This is a genomic window from Chitinophaga filiformis (assembly GCF_023100805.1).
Classification (GTDB): Bacteria; Bacteroidota; Bacteroidia; order Chitinophagales; family Chitinophagaceae; genus Chitinophaga; species Chitinophaga filiformis_B.
The window spans coordinates 689,614-707,402 of the sequence record NZ_CP095855.1 but is presented as its reverse complement, the minus strand read 5'-3'; the positions used below and the strand labels follow the sequence as shown (position 1 = coordinate 707,402).

At 44.6% G+C, this 17,789-nt stretch carries 13 protein-coding genes; 7 read left to right on the top strand and 6 right to left on the bottom strand.

Translation table 11 applies throughout. The annotated features are described in order from the left end of the window. Positions 1–18: 18 nt before the first annotated feature. Positions 19–1,560, top strand: coding sequence for a RagB/SusD family nutrient uptake outer membrane protein (locus MYF79_RS02900; protein WP_247812475.1), 1,542 nt, complete (start codon positions 19–21; stop codon positions 1,558–1,560). A 1,570-nt stretch (positions 1,561–3,130) separates the two neighbouring features. Here the strand turns inward: MYF79_RS02900 and MYF79_RS02895 are convergent. The 3 genes from MYF79_RS02895 to MYF79_RS02885 all read right to left on the bottom strand — a co-directional run bounded on the left by MYF79_RS02895 (position 3,131) and on the right by MYF79_RS02885 (position 6,396). After that, positions 3,131–4,216, bottom strand: a complete 1,086-nt coding sequence (locus MYF79_RS02895; RefSeq protein WP_247812474.1) for a family 10 glycosylhydrolase — start codon at positions 4,214–4,216, stop codon at positions 3,131–3,133. Then, a complete protein-coding gene (locus MYF79_RS02890; RefSeq protein ID WP_247812473.1) occupies positions 4,209–5,318 on the bottom strand; it encodes a carbohydrate-binding family 9-like protein in 1,110 nt (369 codons plus the stop codon). The genes MYF79_RS02895 and MYF79_RS02890 overlap by 8 nt, the downstream gene beginning before the upstream one ends. A 175-nt stretch (positions 5,319–5,493) precedes the next feature. After that, complete coding sequence (locus tag MYF79_RS02885; RefSeq protein ID WP_247812472.1) at positions 5,494–6,396, bottom strand: carbohydrate kinase family protein; 903 nt, start codon at positions 6,394–6,396, stop codon at positions 5,494–5,496. Positions 6,397–7,348: 952 nt separating this feature from the next. Here MYF79_RS02885 and MYF79_RS32460 point away from each other — a divergent pair. The 6 genes from MYF79_RS32460 to MYF79_RS02850 all read left to right on the top strand — a co-directional run bounded on the left by MYF79_RS32460 (position 7,349) and on the right by MYF79_RS02850 (position 13,458). Further along, the gene (locus tag MYF79_RS32460; protein ID WP_317233104.1) at positions 7,349–7,975 is read left to right on the top strand and encodes a TetR/AcrR family transcriptional regulator; all 627 of its coding nucleotides are present in this window, start codon (positions 7,349–7,351) and stop codon (positions 7,973–7,975) included. After that, positions 7,965–9,332, top strand: a complete 1,368-nt coding sequence (locus MYF79_RS02870; RefSeq protein WP_247812471.1) for a TolC family protein — start codon at positions 7,965–7,967, stop codon at positions 9,330–9,332. The genes MYF79_RS32460 and MYF79_RS02870 overlap by 11 nt, the downstream gene beginning before the upstream one ends. 41 nt (positions 9,333–9,373) lie before the next feature. After that, positions 9,374–10,498 carry an HlyD family secretion protein gene (locus MYF79_RS02865; RefSeq protein ID WP_199654144.1) on the top strand — a complete coding sequence of 375 codons (1,125 nt, stop codon included), beginning with the start codon at positions 9,374–9,376 and terminating at the stop codon, positions 10,496–10,498. A gap of 148 nt (positions 10,499–10,646) precedes the next feature. After that, positions 10,647–12,221: a DHA2 family efflux MFS transporter permease subunit gene (locus tag MYF79_RS02860; protein ID WP_247812470.1), complete on the top strand. Its 1,575-nt coding sequence runs from the start codon at positions 10,647–10,649 to the stop codon at positions 12,219–12,221. 726 nt (positions 12,222–12,947) lie between these two features. Further along, the gene (locus tag MYF79_RS02855) at positions 12,948–13,169 is read left to right on the top strand and encodes a hypothetical protein (protein WP_149694268.1); all 222 of its coding nucleotides are present in this window, start codon (positions 12,948–12,950) and stop codon (positions 13,167–13,169) included. A gap of 28 nt (positions 13,170–13,197) precedes the next feature. After that, on the top strand, positions 13,198–13,458 hold the full coding sequence (locus MYF79_RS02850) for a hypothetical protein (protein ID WP_247812469.1): 261 nt from the start codon (positions 13,198–13,200) through the stop codon (positions 13,456–13,458). A gap of 2 nt (positions 13,459–13,460) precedes the next feature. On the opposite strand, the gene MYF79_RS02845 is transcribed toward MYF79_RS02850, so the two are convergent. The 3 genes from MYF79_RS02845 to MYF79_RS02835 are packed head-to-tail and all read right to left on the bottom strand — an operon-like array spanning position 13,461 to position 17,773. Continuing rightward, on the bottom strand, positions 13,461–15,338 hold the full coding sequence (locus tag MYF79_RS02845) for a monovalent cation:proton antiporter-2 (CPA2) family protein (protein ID WP_247812468.1): 1,878 nt from the start codon (positions 15,336–15,338) through the stop codon (positions 13,461–13,463). Between the two features lies 1 nt (position 15,339). After that, positions 15,340–15,888, bottom strand: coding sequence for an NAD(P)H-dependent oxidoreductase (locus tag MYF79_RS02840; RefSeq protein WP_247812467.1), 549 nt, complete (start codon positions 15,886–15,888; stop codon positions 15,340–15,342). 40 nt (positions 15,889–15,928) lie between these two features. Next, entirely contained in the window at positions 15,929–17,773 is a 1,845-nt protein-coding gene (locus MYF79_RS02835; protein WP_247812466.1) for a chloride channel protein, read from the bottom strand. Positions 17,774–17,789 lie beyond the last annotated feature (16 nt).

The window sequence follows — 17,789 nt, the reverse complement described above, 5'->3', positions numbered from 1 at the left end:
TCTAAAAAAACTACTACTATGCGATTGAATAAAGCATTCATCATATTATCACTTGTCTTCGGATGTGGAATGGCATCCTGCTCTCTCGATGAAGAGCTGGGCTCCACGCTGACACGTGAACAGGCAGATTCACTGATAAAGGTTCCCGCACTGTTGATCTCAGCATACAATGGCCTGCAATTGCCTTTTCAGGACCAATCCAACTTTTGGGCGCTACAGGAAATGACTGCGGATGAGGCAGTAGCTCCCACCCGTGGCGGTGACTGGGATGATAATGGCGTATGGCGTGCGCTTAAGCTGCACAACTGGACACCAGATCATACATATATCAGCAATACATTTTCCAATATCCTGCAGCTACAGTTCCTGGCATCCAATGTGCTGAGTTTTAACCCTACTGCACAACAGGCAGGGGAAGCCCGCTTCCTGCGCGCTTTTGCAATGTTCTCTATCCTCGATGGCTGGGGACAGGTACCGTTCCGTAATCCCGGCGATACCCTGTTGAATGCGCCAAGAGTAATGCAACCGGCAGAAGCTACAGCGTATATCATCAGTGAACTCACAGACATCATTAATGTACTGGATGAGAATGTTCCGGCATACACAGCCAATAAGAATGCAGCCAGGGCTCTGCTGATGAAGGTGTATCTTAACAAGGGCGCCTGGGCTAACAGGGCGGCTCCTACATTCGATGCCGGAGATATGCAGAAGGTGATTGAGCTTGCAGATGCAATTACCGCAAGCGGCAAGTATAGCCTGACCAATTACTTTGACAACTTCGCCTATAATAATGATGCTATCTCAAAAGAGAACATCTTTACCCAACGGAATGGCCCCGGCTTCAGTACTGTAAGAAGCGGAAACGCAGTATTCTGTCACTGGGCGCCTACCCTGCACTATAACCAGGATCCCAGCGGTTGGAATGGGTATGCGACCATCTCCGATTTCTATGACAAGTTTGAAGCAGCTGATCTGCGCCGTGGAGGATCATATCCGGGTGTGACAGATAAGACCGGTCTGAAGGTTGGTTTCCTGGTAGGACAACAGTATAATGGTGCAGGTACTGCATTGAAAGACAGGAAGGGAAATCTGCTGATCTTTACAAGAGAGTTGAAACTACAGGAAACAGACCCAAATACCTTGGAAGTAACAGGTATCAGGGTTGTAAAGTATCCGCCTGATATGACTTCCAATGAAACGAAAAGCAGTAATAATGCTAACAACGATTATGTGTTCCTGCGTTATGCAGACGTATTGCTGATGAAAGCAGAAGCATTGCTGCGCACGAACAATGCCGCAGCTGCACTGACGATCGTCAATGAGATCAGGGCTAACCGTCACGCCAGTACCTGGACTTCTATAGATCTTAACAAACTGATCGATGAAAGAGGTCGTGAGCTTTATTGGGAAGGCTGGCGCAGACAGGACCTGATCCGTTTTGGTAAGTTCCTGGATATCTGGCAGCTGAAACCAGCCGATAACCCGAAGAATTTGTTATTCCCGATACCCACCAGTGATCTTGCTGTTAATAAGAACCTCAAACAGAACGACGGTTATTAATAATTTTTCAGAAGGGACTGCATAATGCAGTCTCTTCTGATCATGTCACATACTCAGGATGATCAGCAGCTCTTACGCAGGGTCATCCAGGGAGTGATTTGCCATGAGATGCCACGTATGCGCATAAATGACCTTTTAACACAGGATACCTATGCATTGAAATTTACATCTTACACTGATGCAATGTAGCGGAGCTACTATTGCGATCATGCAGTTACACAAAGGGGGATATGCTGTAGCCGTTATACACGCGCGGAAAGCATAAAGATAGTGCAGAGTGGAATTGTGGTGGAATTTTGATGCAGCTTATTACCCGGTTGGGGGTATAGATTGGTTACCTCCACCGGGAATAGGCATATAGATTACCATTGTTATCCCAGATAATCCTTCCTGCAGCCGCTTGCTATGTTTCCTGAATAATCTTATCGTCATTTCCTCTCTACAAAATTTTCCTTTCATAGCCTGATGTTTACAAAAACTGAATAAAATGAATAGTATCAGTTTAATGAATGTAATGATACAAGGTTAATCGGATAAGCCGTTTTACATTTGTCCTGTTGTCGCTAACGCCAATAGCATTTTAATAAAACAGCTTTAGTTAATCCATATACCTATACGAAAATGATACAAAGCAATTACTTAATGGGAAATGCAAAATATTATTCAGTTGATATGTTATTAAGGGGGAATAAAACACAGCATCATGCAAAGTCATGACTAATGTCCTGTGGGATGGACGTTAACTCATATTGCCTTTGTTTTTCCGGCTATTTAGTAATTAGGGTTTAACAAACAATTAGGATACCGGGTTTCAGTCTTGATACCTGGGTTTTCATAACTATTAAATGTATTCAGTAAGCAAGGTTACTGTTATGGCAGCCTATTGCACTGATTTAAATAATAGGGTTTTGTTATGTGGTGTAACGTAATGACAAACCATAAATCTCACCCGGGAACCATTCCTGGTACCTGGTTCCTTATACTTGGACAATGTGATGCAGAGGCGTGGAGGAGCGTGCAGGATTATGATATCCGGGAGAGAAACGTGGAATGGTAGGGGGACTGAAGGCTCAGATAGCTTGATACAAAGGCGTGTATGAAGGCGCAGGTAGGGCTATGATATAAATAGTAATAATAAAACTGGCTATAGTAAATAGTAAAAGAACATGTTGGACACCAAGGTGGCGCAGATTTTATATTCGGTTGCAAGCTGGTAAAAGCGCCACATATTTTGACATTAGTTCAATAGGGGTTTTCAATTTGATAACCGGGAGCTATTCCTGGCTTCCGGTACATTTTACTATATCAGACGATATTTTAAACTGGGAACATTGACGCATTCGCATAATAATGATCAGCATGGGCCGGGCGCCATTCCTGGTGCCTGGCGATAATTTTCTCTTAGTGTTCATTTTATCGTTTAGTGAGATACCGGGTATCATTCCTGATACCTGAACTTATTACAAAGAGTAGATTCATTATGACATGGGGTTAAATTTAAAGAAACCGGGGATCATTCTTGATCCCCGGCTACGTTTTCAAATAAAAGTCAGTAGTTTAATTGAGACGGCTATACACTTGCTTTTTTGAGTGTATCCAATACAGTTGTATTCACACTTCCGAATAACGATACACCTGCAGCACCGTTTTGTAATGCCAGACGGATACCTTTTTCCAGGTCGTCCATGTTGCCCTTGAAATCGGGCAGGTATAAGCCTGCATACAAAGGGAATTTCCCGTGCAGACCATTCACGCCCTCTGCTACCGCTTCTCCTATCCAGTTCACGTCTTCTTTGTAGAAACCATGATAGATCATCGGATTAACAGAGTCAAGCGGCCAGTTGGTCCAGTCTTGTCTTACGATACGTTTCGCAATATCAGGCGTTGGAAATACCGCTGCTGTGATAGGCTTCTTGTGTTGTTTAGCCACCTGAGCCAGGTTGGTCACTACATTTGTGATACGGTCATACCTGTATTTTCTCCAGGAAGGGCTCTGGTCAGGATGCTCCATCTCCAGGGGATCAATTCCTTTTTTCTCTTTATACTTCTCCCTGCAGGTTTCACAATAGCAGAAATCATATTCAGGCAATTCCCTGGATTGATCGATACCATAATTGCTCCACAGGTTGACAGGAAGAACAACATCGCAATAGCGCACATAGTCCAGGTGAAGACCATCTACGTAGTCTTTTGACAGTACTGCTTCGGCTTGTTCTTTCAGATAGTTGACAACTTCCGGTTTGCTCGGGCATAACCAACGGTAGTATCCAACATAGGGAGGATTGGTTGCACAGGATTCTCCTTTCCTGTTTTTGGCGTACCATTCCGGATGGCTGGCCAGTAATTCCTTCTCTCCACGATTCATTGTCCAGATCCATCTATGTGCTTTGATGCCATTCTCTTTCGCTGTTCTGAAATGCTTTTCGCTATCTGCTTCGAAGAAAATATCACCTATGCCGGCTTTCTTGTAGGCGGCATACCGCTGCTGCAGTTCGGCAACGGTATCTTTTTCATCGGGATTTATCCATACACGGTGCCTGGGCAATTTTGCAGGCTGGGATGGTGTTTTCGCAGCGGCAGATAAAGTCGGGATAGCTGGTTGCATAATAGCCAGGCTACCAAGGCCAACTGATTTCAGGAAGTTGCGTTTATTCATTTGATGAGTTTTGAGAGATTTTCCCTTCTTGATTAATAGAACAGCGTTCTTTTGAGTTTTTATGCTGCAGGGTGGCTGTGAATTGATCCGTAATACCCTCCATCTGTAATGTGTAAGTTACTCCCTGCACTGTGATAGTCGTGGTGGATATGCCAAGTGCGCTCAGCGTAGATGCATAGCGGCCATTCTTCCTATGGTACTGCAGTTGCCTGGCGTATACCTCCCAGAGGTATTCTTTTGCTGCTTCAATGGCAGGCAGGGGTAAGGTAACCGGAGCGCTGCCTGCTGGTTGCGCTATAAAAGACAGGTAGCCCCACTTTTCCGGTGCATGCATATTAATGATGCCCTGAGGAGACCATACCCAGTTGTGTTCAGGTAATGGTCTGCCCGTTGCCGGGTTTTTCCGCTTCACATATTGACCATTCACAATATCGGTATCCCATTCAACACGGGAAAAATTAATTCTCCAGCGTGCCCCGTCTTTGGGCGTCAGGCCCTGGTTAAAGAAAGCAAACGCACTGAAAGGGATGGCCATTTCTACCGTCCATTTTTTATCCTTATCCTGCGGGTTATTTAATGTACCATCTATCTGAACCGCCGTTTGGATACCCCTGGTATCCCAGGTCATCAACGCATCTCCTCCTACCCGATAGGCTTTAGACATGAAAAGATCCATAACGGTATTATGGGCATTGATCTCTATTTCAAAGTACTTTTCACCATCACCGTCAGGATCCACGAATACTTCGAAATCATTGTCCTGGAAAATGATCGTGTCGTGCTGGTGTAAAGTGGCCCATATATGGGGATCTTCCAGTTCGGCAAGAATGTAGAGGTTTTGTTTATCCCACAGCATTTTCAGGCGTGTCCGCATGGCTGGTGCAGGTTGTTTGTCGCCCTCTATATCTGTAAAATCTTCACTCCATCTGGCTTTTGACCATGCATTTTCATCTGCTATCCCGTCTATTTTGATGGGAGCGTCTGTCTGATAAGAGTGATATTGCCTGGGAGGCACATAGGCCGGCTTTTGTTGTGCGTAAGATGGAAGGTACAGGCACACCATTCCCAATCCTGTAATCACATGACGAATAAGTTGAGACATGAGCTAAATATAAGAAAGATGGAAGGGTTATTTAGTATTTTTTCAATGAATGGTTTAATTGAGTGGTTAAAATGAAAAAAAAGGGCATAATTTTAAATTATACCCTTTCTAAATCTATTACGTATTTCGCTACCCAATGAAACATGATGTGCTCCGTCTCTCTACCGGCGGGCAATTATTTGTGCGCTGCCATGAGGGTGGTGATCTCAGACCGCTGATAATCGGGACATCCACCATGATAGGATGCCACCACTGCGCCAAGCGCACATGAAAATGAAAGGGTATCGAAAGGATCGTATTTTTTTATAGTACTATACAGGAAGCCTGCAAGAAACGCGTCTCCACTACCGATCGTATCTGCAACCTTCACATGGTAGCCGGGATGCTGGTAGAATTTACCCCCTTTTAACAAGGCTGCGCCCTTATCGCCTAAAGTAATAATGATAGTGGGTATGGAGTATTGAGTGCTCAGCGCCTTTGCCTGTGATTCCATGTTATCCGGCCATTGATGCCAGCCACCGATAGTGGAGAGTTCGGCCTCATTCAGTTTTAGTATATGACAATGATGCAACAGCTCTACGAGTAGCTCTTTGTCAACATGCGGAGGACGCAGGTTGATGTCTAATACAAAGGTGCGGTTTCCTTTCAATAATGATAATAAGGTCTGCCTGCTGTCTGTATTGCGGCTTGCCAGGCTGCCAAAAACGAGGAATGTATCTCCTGTTTGCTGGGCTAATGCCCGTAAGGCAGGTGTAAAGGAAATATAATCCCAGGCCACCGGCTGCACGATCTCATACTTCATTTCCAGGGGATTTTCCGCCGACGGACGGGCATATACCTTCCCCGTTTCATGAACAGGATCGGTTTGAATATAGTCGGTCGTTAACTGGTATTGCTTCATTGTTTCCAGCAATGTGTGGCCCGGGTCATCATTTCCTATACTGGATATCATGGCTGCAGGCACGGATAGTTTCTGAAGATGGTAGGCCACATTCATCGGTGCTCCCCCCGGGAGGGCTTTATCGGGTAAAATATCCCAGAGCACTTCTCCAAAACAAGCTACTTGATATTGCGTCATAATTGATGTATTTGCGCTCAGTAATTATATTTTGATTACATAATAATACTCTTTTCCTGTGCAACCGTTTATAGAAACCGGTTGCTCAACCATTGATTGTCCTGGCCCCATGCCGATACCCTACAGCGCTTATCTCCTGAGAGAGAATAAGTTAAAAGCCAGAGCGCTGAACAGCGCTCCGGGTTAATCTTTATTTATCAACCTTGGTGTGTTATAAAAAGTACAGACCCCCGTCCTGGGCATTATAAAGAATTACAACGCCTTAGACACAAGCAATGGATGCCTCGTCAGCTACTTCGACGTCAAAGTGATTGACACATCATAGCTGTACGAACTGCAAGCAAAATGGAATTGGCCCGGATTGGACGGAACGATTGAATCCGGTATCGTTTTCAAATAATGGATATGGATAGATATAGAGATTGATTTAGACCAGAAAATAAATATAGATATAGGTATAAATATTGAGATAGGTACAAAAACAGGTTTGCAGGATGCCTACTAATGGATATAGGCAAACAGCCTGATAAACAGTAGCTTTTTAAAGTACGGTACATGATAATATATTGGTTCTGAATAAAGAATGAATGGTTTGGTTAGCAACAATGAACTCGGCCGGATGTAGAAATAGCATAATTGATAGATTTGGATCGGGACAACAATTTTTTTAACGGCTCAAATGTAAAATGAAAAACCTGGAATCAACAAGTCCATTATGTTCATTTTGAGACTGTTAGTTCTTTCTGTTCACTCTTCTCCGTAGATAGCCTTCCATTCGGAAGTATGCAATAAAATATTAATGTATGTGAGCGTTCGCTTAGCTAAAATTAACCTGGTAACGGCAAGAACCTTAAAATTAGCTTAAAAATGTATTTAAACTTACCAAGATTTAAACAGTCGTTTGATTTAATTAAATGTTTGTTTAACTTTGTGTCCACAATTCGATTTACACATGGAATACAATCAAAAGCAATTATCAATCCTGGAGGCTGCCGAGAAGTTATTCGCTTCCCGTGGGTTCCACGCTACTTCGGTGAGGGATATTGCTCATGAGGCTGATGTGAACATCGCAATGATATCTTACTACTTTGGCTCAAAGGAGAAATTAATTGAGGCCATCTTCCTGAAAAGGATCATCGCCTGGAAAATGACGCTAACCGAAACGCTTAGTAATAACGGACGTTCATATATTGAAAGATTTGATGCATTAGTGGAAACGTATGTGGCCCGTGTCATGGGCAATCCCTGCTTCAATCTGATGATGATAAGGGCGCAGATCCAGGAAGACATTGCAGTGAACGAACTTATTCACGAAAATAAAAAGGAAGTATACGAGGTGATCAAGTCCTTCATTAATGAAGGACAGGAAAACGGGGTATTTAACGGCGATGTGGATATTATGATGATGGTGGTTACCCTTGTTGGTACGACTAATCATATAATGTCTACCAGGCACCATTTCCAGCGCATGAGCAATTTAGAGCATCTTACAGATAGCCAACTTCAGGAATATCTGATCAGTCATACAAGCAATCATTTGAAAAATTTGTTTAAAGCCATTCTAATCCATGAAGCTTAATAGCACATACAGGCGATTATGGTCTCTGACAGTGTGCGCACTACTGCTGACTTTACCATATCTCAGCAGCCAGGCGCAGGACAAGAAGAGCCTGTCTTTGAAAGAAGCCATAACGCTTAGTATACAAAACAGTAAAGAACTCAAACTCAGCAAAACCAAAATTGATGCAGCACTGGCATCAGTTAAGACCGCCAACAATTCGCAATTACCGGACGTAAGTGTTTCTGCTTCATATCTCCGTATCAACGAGCCGAATGTAGATCTCAAACTAAAGCTGGGCGGTGGTGACAGTTCAGGTGGCGGCTCATCTCCTAAAGTGAATTCAGTGGCTTATGCTATGGCCTCCGTTTCCCTGCCGATCTTTTCCGGATTTATTATCCAGAGCCAGAAGGCGTCAGCAAGATATCTTGCCGAAGCAGCGAAGCTGGATGCTGACAAAGACCGCGAAGCTGTGATCCAGAATACGATCAACGCTTATAGCAATCTTTATAAGGCGCAACAGGCGGTACTACTCGTACAGGAAAACCTGAAGCAACAGCAGCAGCGGGTAGCAGATTTTACCAATCTTGAAAAGAACGGTATTGTGGCTCGTAACGACTTATTAAAGGTACAGCTGCAACAGTCCAATGTAGAGGTTTCACTGCTGGAAGCAGAAAGTAATCTCAAACTGGCCAATATCGCCATGAATTTATTGTTAGGACTGCCGGAAACGACAGAGCTGAGCACCGATACCACCACCTTCGAACAGGTACCCGCCGGAGCAAAAGCTGCTGCGGAATGGGAACAGATAGCCCTGCAGAACCGTAAGGACGCCGCGGCGCTCTCTGCCCGTGAAAGAGCAGCAAACGCAGGCATTAAAGCTGCTAAAGGCGAATATTATCCTTCTGTGGCGCTAACCGGTGGATACGTTGCGCTGTCAGTACCCAATGCCCTGACCGTAACTAATGCACTGAATGCCGGTATCGGCGTAAAATACTCTCCTTCTTCCCTCTGGAAAGCAGGATCAAAAGTGACAGAGGCCAAAGTAAGATTGCAGGAAGTACAGGTAAATGAAGAGCTGCTGGCAGATAATATTCATCTTTCCATCAATAAGGCATATCAGGACTATCTGGTGAATCAGAAGAAGATAGAAGCCTACATGAAAGCAATTGATCAGGCAAGTGAAAATTATAAAATAGTAAAAAACAAACAGGAGAATAACCTGGCTACAACTACAGACCTGCTGGAAGCGGATGTGGCAAATGTACAGGCAAAACTGAACTATGCCTTTGCAAAAGCAGACGCGATAGTTGCTTATACTAAACTACTGGAAACTGCAGGTGTTTTAAATGAAACAGGTACTGAGGCCGGGAAATAATCAATCAGAATTTTAAAAGTATTTAATCATATATATATTATATGGAAACGCAAACAGCTACTAACAATAAAAGTTCCCAGAATGCTCATGAGGCTCCTAAAAAGAGGAACTATCGTTTCATCATCGTTTTGGCAATCCTTGTTATCGGTGGTGGTGCATTCGGTATCTCTAAATATATACATGCCCAGCATCATGAAGAGACCGACAACGCACAGATAGAAGCAAACGTGAGCCCTGTGATACCAAGAGTAACAGGTTATGTGAAAGAGGTGCGGGTAAAAGATAACCAGCGTGTAAAAAAAGGAGATACCCTGGTTATCCTGGATGACAGGGATCTGCAGATAAAAGTAGCGCAGGCAGAAGCTGCATTGGCCGCTGCCCAGGCAAATGTACAGGTAGCAGTTGCCACCACTACGGCAGCCCGCTCAAATATCTCTTCTTCACAGGCAAATATCTCTGCAGTAGACGCGCAGATTGAAGCCGCTAAAGTGAACGTATGGCGTGCTAACCAGGACTACGAACGTTACAGCAACCTGGTTAAGGATCACTCCATTACTCAGCAACAATATGAACAGGCCCTGGCAGCAAAACAAACTGCAGAGCGCCAGTTAAAAGTGCTGGAAGAACAGAAGAAAGTGGCTGCCCGTCAGACAAGTGCTGTATCTACACAAAGTGATGCTACTGCTGAACAGATCAATGCTGCCAAAGCGGTGATCAAAGAACGCCAGGCTGAAGTTGATAACGCAAAACTGGTACTGAGCTATTCTATCATCACTGCTCCCGAAGATGGAGAAGTATCAAAAATATATGTACAGCCAGGACAGCTGGTGCAGGCCGGTCAGTCACTCTTCAGCGTAGTTTTATCCAATGATGTATGGGTTGTAGCCAACTTTAAAGAAACACAGCTCGACAAAATGAAACTGGGACAGAAAGTAAGTGTGCATGTGGATGCCTTCCCCGGTAAATCTATTGAGGGTAAAGTAACTTCCTTCTCTCCTGCTACAGGCGCTCGTTTTGCCTTACTGCCTCCTGATAACGCTTCAGGTAACTTCGTAAAGGTTGTACAGCGTTTGCCGGTGAAGATCGAATTCAATGATCTGAACCAACCTGAAGTAAAACAACTCCGTCCGGGTATGAACGTAGTTGTGGATGTACATCTTGACTAATGTCAGTCACGAATGGCCCCGCTTGGGTGGTGCGGTGAAACATAAATTGGAATTACTTTAAGTCTGGTCTTTTATACAATAGCGTATTTCGTGTCACCAGGCGGGGACATTCGGTAACTGATCTTTATACAATTAATTGATAAACGCGATGCAACAAGAATCATTGGTAGAATATGGAGCCCGGCGGGTGATCATTACAATAACTGCCATCTTTTGCGCCCTGCTGGAGATCGTGGACACGACCATCGTGAACGTGGCATTGAATGATATGCGTGGAAATATGGGAGCCACGCTGAGTGAGATAGGTTGGGTGATCACTGCTTATGCTATCGGTAACGTGATTATTGTGCCGATGACGAGCTGGTTATCACAACAGTTTGGACGTCGTAACTACTTCGCGGTTTCCATTATCATATTTACTATATCCTCCTTCCTTTGCGGAAATGCCACAGCCATGTGGGAGCTCGTGTTATTCCGCTTTATACAGGGGTTGGGTGGTGGAGCCCTGCTGGTAACTTCACAAACCATTATTACTGAAAGCTATCCGCCGGAAAAAAGAGGGATGGCGCAGGCGATCTACGGTTTGGGTGTGATCATCGGCCCTACACTGGGTCCTCCTTTAGGTGGTTATATAGTAGATAATTATTCCTGGCCTTACATTTTTTATATAAACATTCCTATTGGTGTAATAGCAACCCTGCTTACACTACAATTCGTGAGAAGCCCGAAATATGGTGAAAAGAAATCAGCGAGTGAGATCGACTGGTTCGGAATCGGACTCCTGGCCATAGGAGTTGGATCACTTCAGTACGTTTTGGAACGTGGGCAGGAAGATGACTGGTTCAATGACTCGACAATATTGGTATTAGGAATTGCAGCAGTACTGGGCTTCTTCTTCTTTATCTGGAGGGAACTGTCATATAAGAATCCGATTGTGGAACTGAGGGTGCTTGGAAATGGAAATCTCAGGGTAGGTACAATACTATCGTTCCTGATGGGCTTCGGGTTATATGGATCTACCTTCATTATTCCTCTTTACACACAGAGTACACTAGGTTGGACAGCTACACAGTCAGGTATGTTGATGATACCTGCAGCCCTGACCACCGCGTTTATGATGCCCTTTATAGGTAAAATGCTGGAAAGAGGTATACCGCAACAGTATCTGGTGGCATTGGGAATGTTCCTGTTCTTTGTCTTCTGTTTTTGGGGATATAAGATCATTACACCGGATACAGGATCAGAAGCCTTTTTCTGGATGCTTATAGTAAGAGGGGTTGGGATGGGTATGCTGTTCATTCCTATTACAACACTTTCATTGTCTACGCTGAAAGGTCAGCAGATAGGACAAGGTGCGGCATTCACAGGTATGATGCGTCAGTTGGGTGGTTCTTTTGGTGTGGCGCTGATCACAACATTCGTATCCCGCCGTAATGAACTGCATCGTGTGGACCTGGTGAGCAAGCTGGATACTAATAATCCTGATGTAATGAACAGGGTATCCGGAATGACAGCCAACTTTGCTTCAAAAGGAATGGATACAAAGAGAGCCCTCGGAAGCGCTTACCAGGCAATGGAATATAGCGTCATGAAGCAGTCTGTGGTGATGTCGTATATGGACGTATTCCTGTACCTGGGCTTGATGTTCCTGATCTGCGTACCGTTTGTACTTATGGTAAAGGGCACGAAGAAAACAAAACTGGATCCAAGTGCTATGCACTAAAAGATATTAAAGATATGTTACTAACAGTGTAACAGTTGTAGGTTTAGGTAATGAGCCGGAATAATCTTATTCCGGCTTTTATTTTTTCTGATATCGGTCCAACGCGCCTTGTTTTTCCGCCATCTTTGCTTCTTCTCTCAGACTTTTCAGGATTAAATTGGATCAGGGTGTTCACAGCGTTTAAAATGCTACAGCAGGCGCAACACGCCCGGTAGGAAAGAACCAAACCCCGGCCTGGAAAGGCCCCGGGTACTATATTCCCTCAAATTAATCCATACCGGTACAAGTCATGGAATAGATGACCGGTAAGCACTTAATAATCATAAAAACTGGAAAATTGCCCGATGATCGTTTTGGTAGTTATTCACAACATATAGCAGTTAATTTCTATGCCTGTAGCGGACTTCAGTAGTGCTGTACTAATAAAGTATGATAAAATTATGGTAAAAAAGTTTATAAATGATGCGCTTATGTAATAATTATCAATATGATACATTCTATTTCAATACAGAATATTACTGACACTTAAGTGCGCAGTTATTCACATTTCCATAGCTTCCCTTAAATGTGGAAAACTATCCACGCGAAAAATCAAGCTGATAGTAACTTTGCCTCACGGACGCCATGGCATTTTGTTTGCCCCCTGAACAGTAGGACTTAACCAAAAAAACGGACAAAAAGATCAATTAATTCGAGAAGAATAACGGATCCCAAAACGTACCCTTTATGAAGAGAATTGCATTCGCCTTTGGGCTTTTAGGAACAGTGCTGGCTGTTTTAGCCCAGTACGCTATTATTAACGACTGGACCTTGTTCCGGTTATTTCACACGCTCGGTTTTATAGGATATATACTGATCATCAGTGCCGCAGCATCTCTCTCCCTGTTATTCATTCATGAACTATCAAGAGAGGAAAAAATGCGTATCCGGAATAAGAGCTTTGAATAGAATATCTTTACATGCTAATTTGTGAACTATGGACGGTCTGGACGAACCATTTATACTAAAGTTTGAGTTTAAGGAGAAGCCCCACATCCTGGAAGTACGCCCATGGATACAGCAATATAAGATCAGCTACAAAGTAACTGTCGAAGAGTGTGAGATCACCTTTGAAGAGGATGAAGAAGGACAACTGCGGGCTATCGGCGACAAGCATGTACATGCAGGGCATAGTATTGACCCGCAGCTGCTGGAAGACATTGCCCGCAGGATACAGGAAACTGTAAGCGGTGAGTAGCTTTAGTCCTGATTAGCCTCATCGATCAGGGACTGCTCATCCCATCCCTGTGCTGAAGGATTCCATTTGGTTACCCTTTCATTGGACATCAGTTTTTCAAGTTCTTCAATACGCGCCTTGACCGTATTGATGTAGAGCTTTTTGTCATTTCTGATGGCAGACAGGCCTTTCAGTGCTTTTTCATCCTGCTTCCGGAATGTGCTGATATTACGATGTGCATGATAAGCCCTTATACCGAGCATCTGAAGCGCATCCGCGCCCATACGTAGTGAAGTATCCAGCGTTTCACGATAGATGTGTAATACGCCCAGGTCCATCAGTTCATAGGTATCGGGGATATGCTCCGCTTTTACCAGCATCTGCAGGTGAGGGAAGTGTTTACGTACCATTTTTACCACATCAAGTGTTTGCTCAACGGTATCCATGGCAACGATAATGATCTTTGCATCAGCAGCACCGGCGGCCTCCAGGAGATCGCGCCGGGAGGCGTCGCCATAATACACCTTGACACCCAGGTTTTGCAGTGCATCTACCCTGTCTGAATCAAGGTCCAGGATGGTAGCCTTTACTCCGTTCACCCGGAGGAAACGTCCCACAATGTTTCCAAAACGCCCAAACCCGGCAATGATGATTGGATGTTTCTCCTGGATCTCGTCTGCTTCACGGGTATTGGTTTCAGGGCTGGCCTGGTTGAACCGTGGCTGAATAAGGCGTTCGTATATTAGAAGCAGTAAGGGCGTCAGGGCCATGCTGAGCGCTACTACCGCTGTCATAATACTCACCATCCGGGGAGGGAGGATATTATTCTGTTGGGTAAAGGCCAGCAAAACAAACGCAAACTCTCCTATCTGGGAAAGCGCCATACCAAAGAGCAGGTTCTGCTCCATACTGATTCGGAATGCCTTGCCTAATCCCAGGAGTATGATCATTTTCAGGATCATTAACGATACAACCAGGCCCAGTATTACCCATGGCATAGACATTACCAGCTTAAAGTCAATAGAGGCTCCTACTGCCATGAAGAACAGGCCTAACAGCAGGCCTTTAAACGGTTCTATATCGCTTTCCAGTTCATGCTTGTATTCACTGTTAGCTAATACCACTCCTCCCAGGAACGCACCTAACGCAGGACTTAATCCCACGAGGCTCATAAGTACTGATATGGCTACAACAAGAAGTAATGCGAAAGCTGTGAACAATTCCCTTACACGTGTTCTTGCCACTACCCTCAACAAGGGGCGGACCAAATATTGCCCTGCCACAATGATCACTACTACAGCGGCAAGTACTACCAGGGTCTGCATCCAGGCAGGCAGATTATCTCTGAGTGATGAAGTATGGTCTGCAGCGCTGTTTGAATCAGGACCTGCCAGCAAGGGAAAGATCGCCAGCATCGGAATGACTGCGATATCCTGGAAAAGCAGTACTGAAAAAGCACTCTGACCTGCCGCCGACGATAACTGTCCTTTCTCTTTGAGACTTTGCAACACAATTGCCGTAGATGACAGAGACAGTGTCATTCCTAATGCCAGTGAGGCATTCAGGGGCTGACCAAGTAACAGGGCCAGTCCGGCAATTGCAGCTGTTGAGATCAGCACCTGTAATCCGCCAAGGCCCAGGATAGGCGCCCGCATATTCCACAATAAAGCGGGTTCCAGTTCAATGCCGATGAGGAACAACATCATCACCACGCCAAATTCCGCAAAGTGCATAATGTCCTGTCCCTCCTGTCCGATAAAGCCCAGGAGAGATGGACCTATTACAATGCCAGCCAGCAGGTAGCCCAGCACGGAGCCTAAGCCGAGTTTTTTGGCTATCGGGATGAAGATCACCGCAGCAGCCAGGTATATCATTGCTATAAAGAAGTAAGAATGTTCCATGTCATTGAATTTTTAATTGTCCGTCCCGTAGCCCTTCCAGCATTTTTTTATAAGCAACCGCCTGCTCCAGGATTCCCGTGTAGGAAAGCCGGTGCGTACCGTAAATAACAAAAGGGTCCAGGTACTGCATATTGCAAAGCACTGCCGTTTGCCTGAATGGCAAAAGGAAATCATGGATGGTATAATGATGCCAACCCTCTTTGCTATATGTTGATTCCTGTGCGCCGGCAGAAATGACATTACCGGCCATTTTTCCCCGCAATGCAGTGCCTGTACGTCCATAGGCCCAACCGTGTTCAAGAACGAGGTCCTGCCACTGTTTGATCATTGCAGGAGCGCTGTACCAGTAAAAAGGGTGCTGGAACAATATAATGTCGTGCTGGAGGAGCAGCGATTGCTCATGCCTTACGTCAATATTCAAATCGGGATATACCTCGTAAAGGTCATGCAGGGTCACTCCCGGCATGCCGCGTATGGCAGTTAGTAACTGTGAATGCACCCTGGATTTTTCAAATGCAGGATGCGCGAATAAGATCAGAATTTTGGCCATAAACCGGATTAAATTTCAAGCATGATCTGACGGATGAAGATCATGAATACTCCTGCAATAATAATCTATATTGATTAAGTATGCCTGATTTGGAGACAAAGCCAACCAGCTTGCCTTCATGAGTGACCGGAAGATTCCAGGTATGTACCTCATCAAATTTATTGATCACGTCTGCTACGTTATCATGGATATCAATGACCGCAAGCGGCGGCTTCATTAATTGTCTGATGGTTATTGTATCATACAGGGAAGGGTTGAACATGATCTGTCGTATATCATCGAGGGAAATGATACCTTCCAGCTGTTCGTCGGAGCCAGACACGCCAATTACGTTGCGATGACCCTGTTTTACGAGTTCGATCAGCTGCCTGAGTGTTTCATCGGAAGATATGCGCTGAAAGTCTTTTTCCACTAATTCCTCCAGTTTCAGCAGGGACAAAATATTCTTGTCATGCGCTCTCGTAAAGATCTTTCCTTTATCCGCCAGATGTTTTAGCTCAGGAGAGATTGGAGAAAACCATTTCGCCAGCAGGAATGATGTAGTAGATACGATCATCAGCGGGATGAAAAGGTCATATCCGGAGCTGGCTTCGGCAATGAGGAAAATAGCCGTCAGCGGTGCATACATTACGCCGCTCATAACACCTGCCATTCCCACTATCACCAGATTGGTAAAGGGAACATTATTAAATCCCAGGTGAGTGCACAGCAACGCGAAGAAGTATCCAAGAAATCCACCTGCGAAAAGAGAAGGAGCGAAATTACCGCCATTACCACCACTATGAATGGTAAAGGCAGTCGCAAATACTTTCAGCAGGCAGATGCATCCGGTGAACAACAACAATATCCAGCTTTGTGCAGGAATATACCTGAAAAAACTATTTTGAATGATCTCGTCGGAATAGCCTCCTGCCAGTAATTTTACGCTGGTATATCCTTCCCCGAATAAAGGCGGCATCAACACGCATAAAACGGATACTATCAGGCCTCCCAAAATAGCCTTCTGCAGGGCAGACCATTTCAGACCTTTAATGAAATGTTCAACGCGCTGAGATATGACAATAAAGTAACGCGCATAAAATGCAGATAGCAATCCCAATCCAATATAGTAGGGAACATTATAATAATTGAATGGCTGCCTGGTTTCAAAATGAAATAGTACTTCTTCCTGGAGAATGATCTTTGATAATAAGCTACCGCAAACGGCGGCTAATATCAGCGGGATGAAATCGGAGAAAACAACGCCTGTCAACAGTATCTCAAAGGCAAACATCACGCCTGCAATTGGCGCGTTGAAGGCAGCAGCAATACCGGCAGTGGCGCCGGCTGCCAATAAGAGCGTTCTTTCCTTATATCCCAGGTTATAGTTGCGAGCATAATTACTGCCAATAGCGGCGCCCGTCACTGCAATAGGACTTTCCAATCCGGCAGAACCTCCCAGTCCTACCGTAATAGCGCTTTGCATGATCTGCGAATACATTTTTACCGGCGGAATAAGACTGGAATTCTGTGCAATTTCATAGAGAATAAGACCAATACCCTTTCTGGACTGCCCTTTGAACCCCCAGACAACCAACACTGTTGTGAGCACAATACCCAGGAATGGAAAGAGAATATAAAAAATGATCTGTGTGCTGAAATGTACCTTATGAGTGATGAAATAATGTATATAATGTACAAGCACTTTCAGCACCACTCCCGCCATTCCGGCTCCAAGGCCAACAAGGATACCTGATAATATCAGGAACTGGCTTCTGCTCAATACCTTATGCAGCCAGTGGATAATGATCTCATAGCTTCTGACCTTTCTCAAACTATACCGCTCAAAATCGCGCTTAAACCTGAAGAAAGAGTGATATTTCTTTATCGTCTTGAATTGGCTCATTACTAATGCTTTCTTT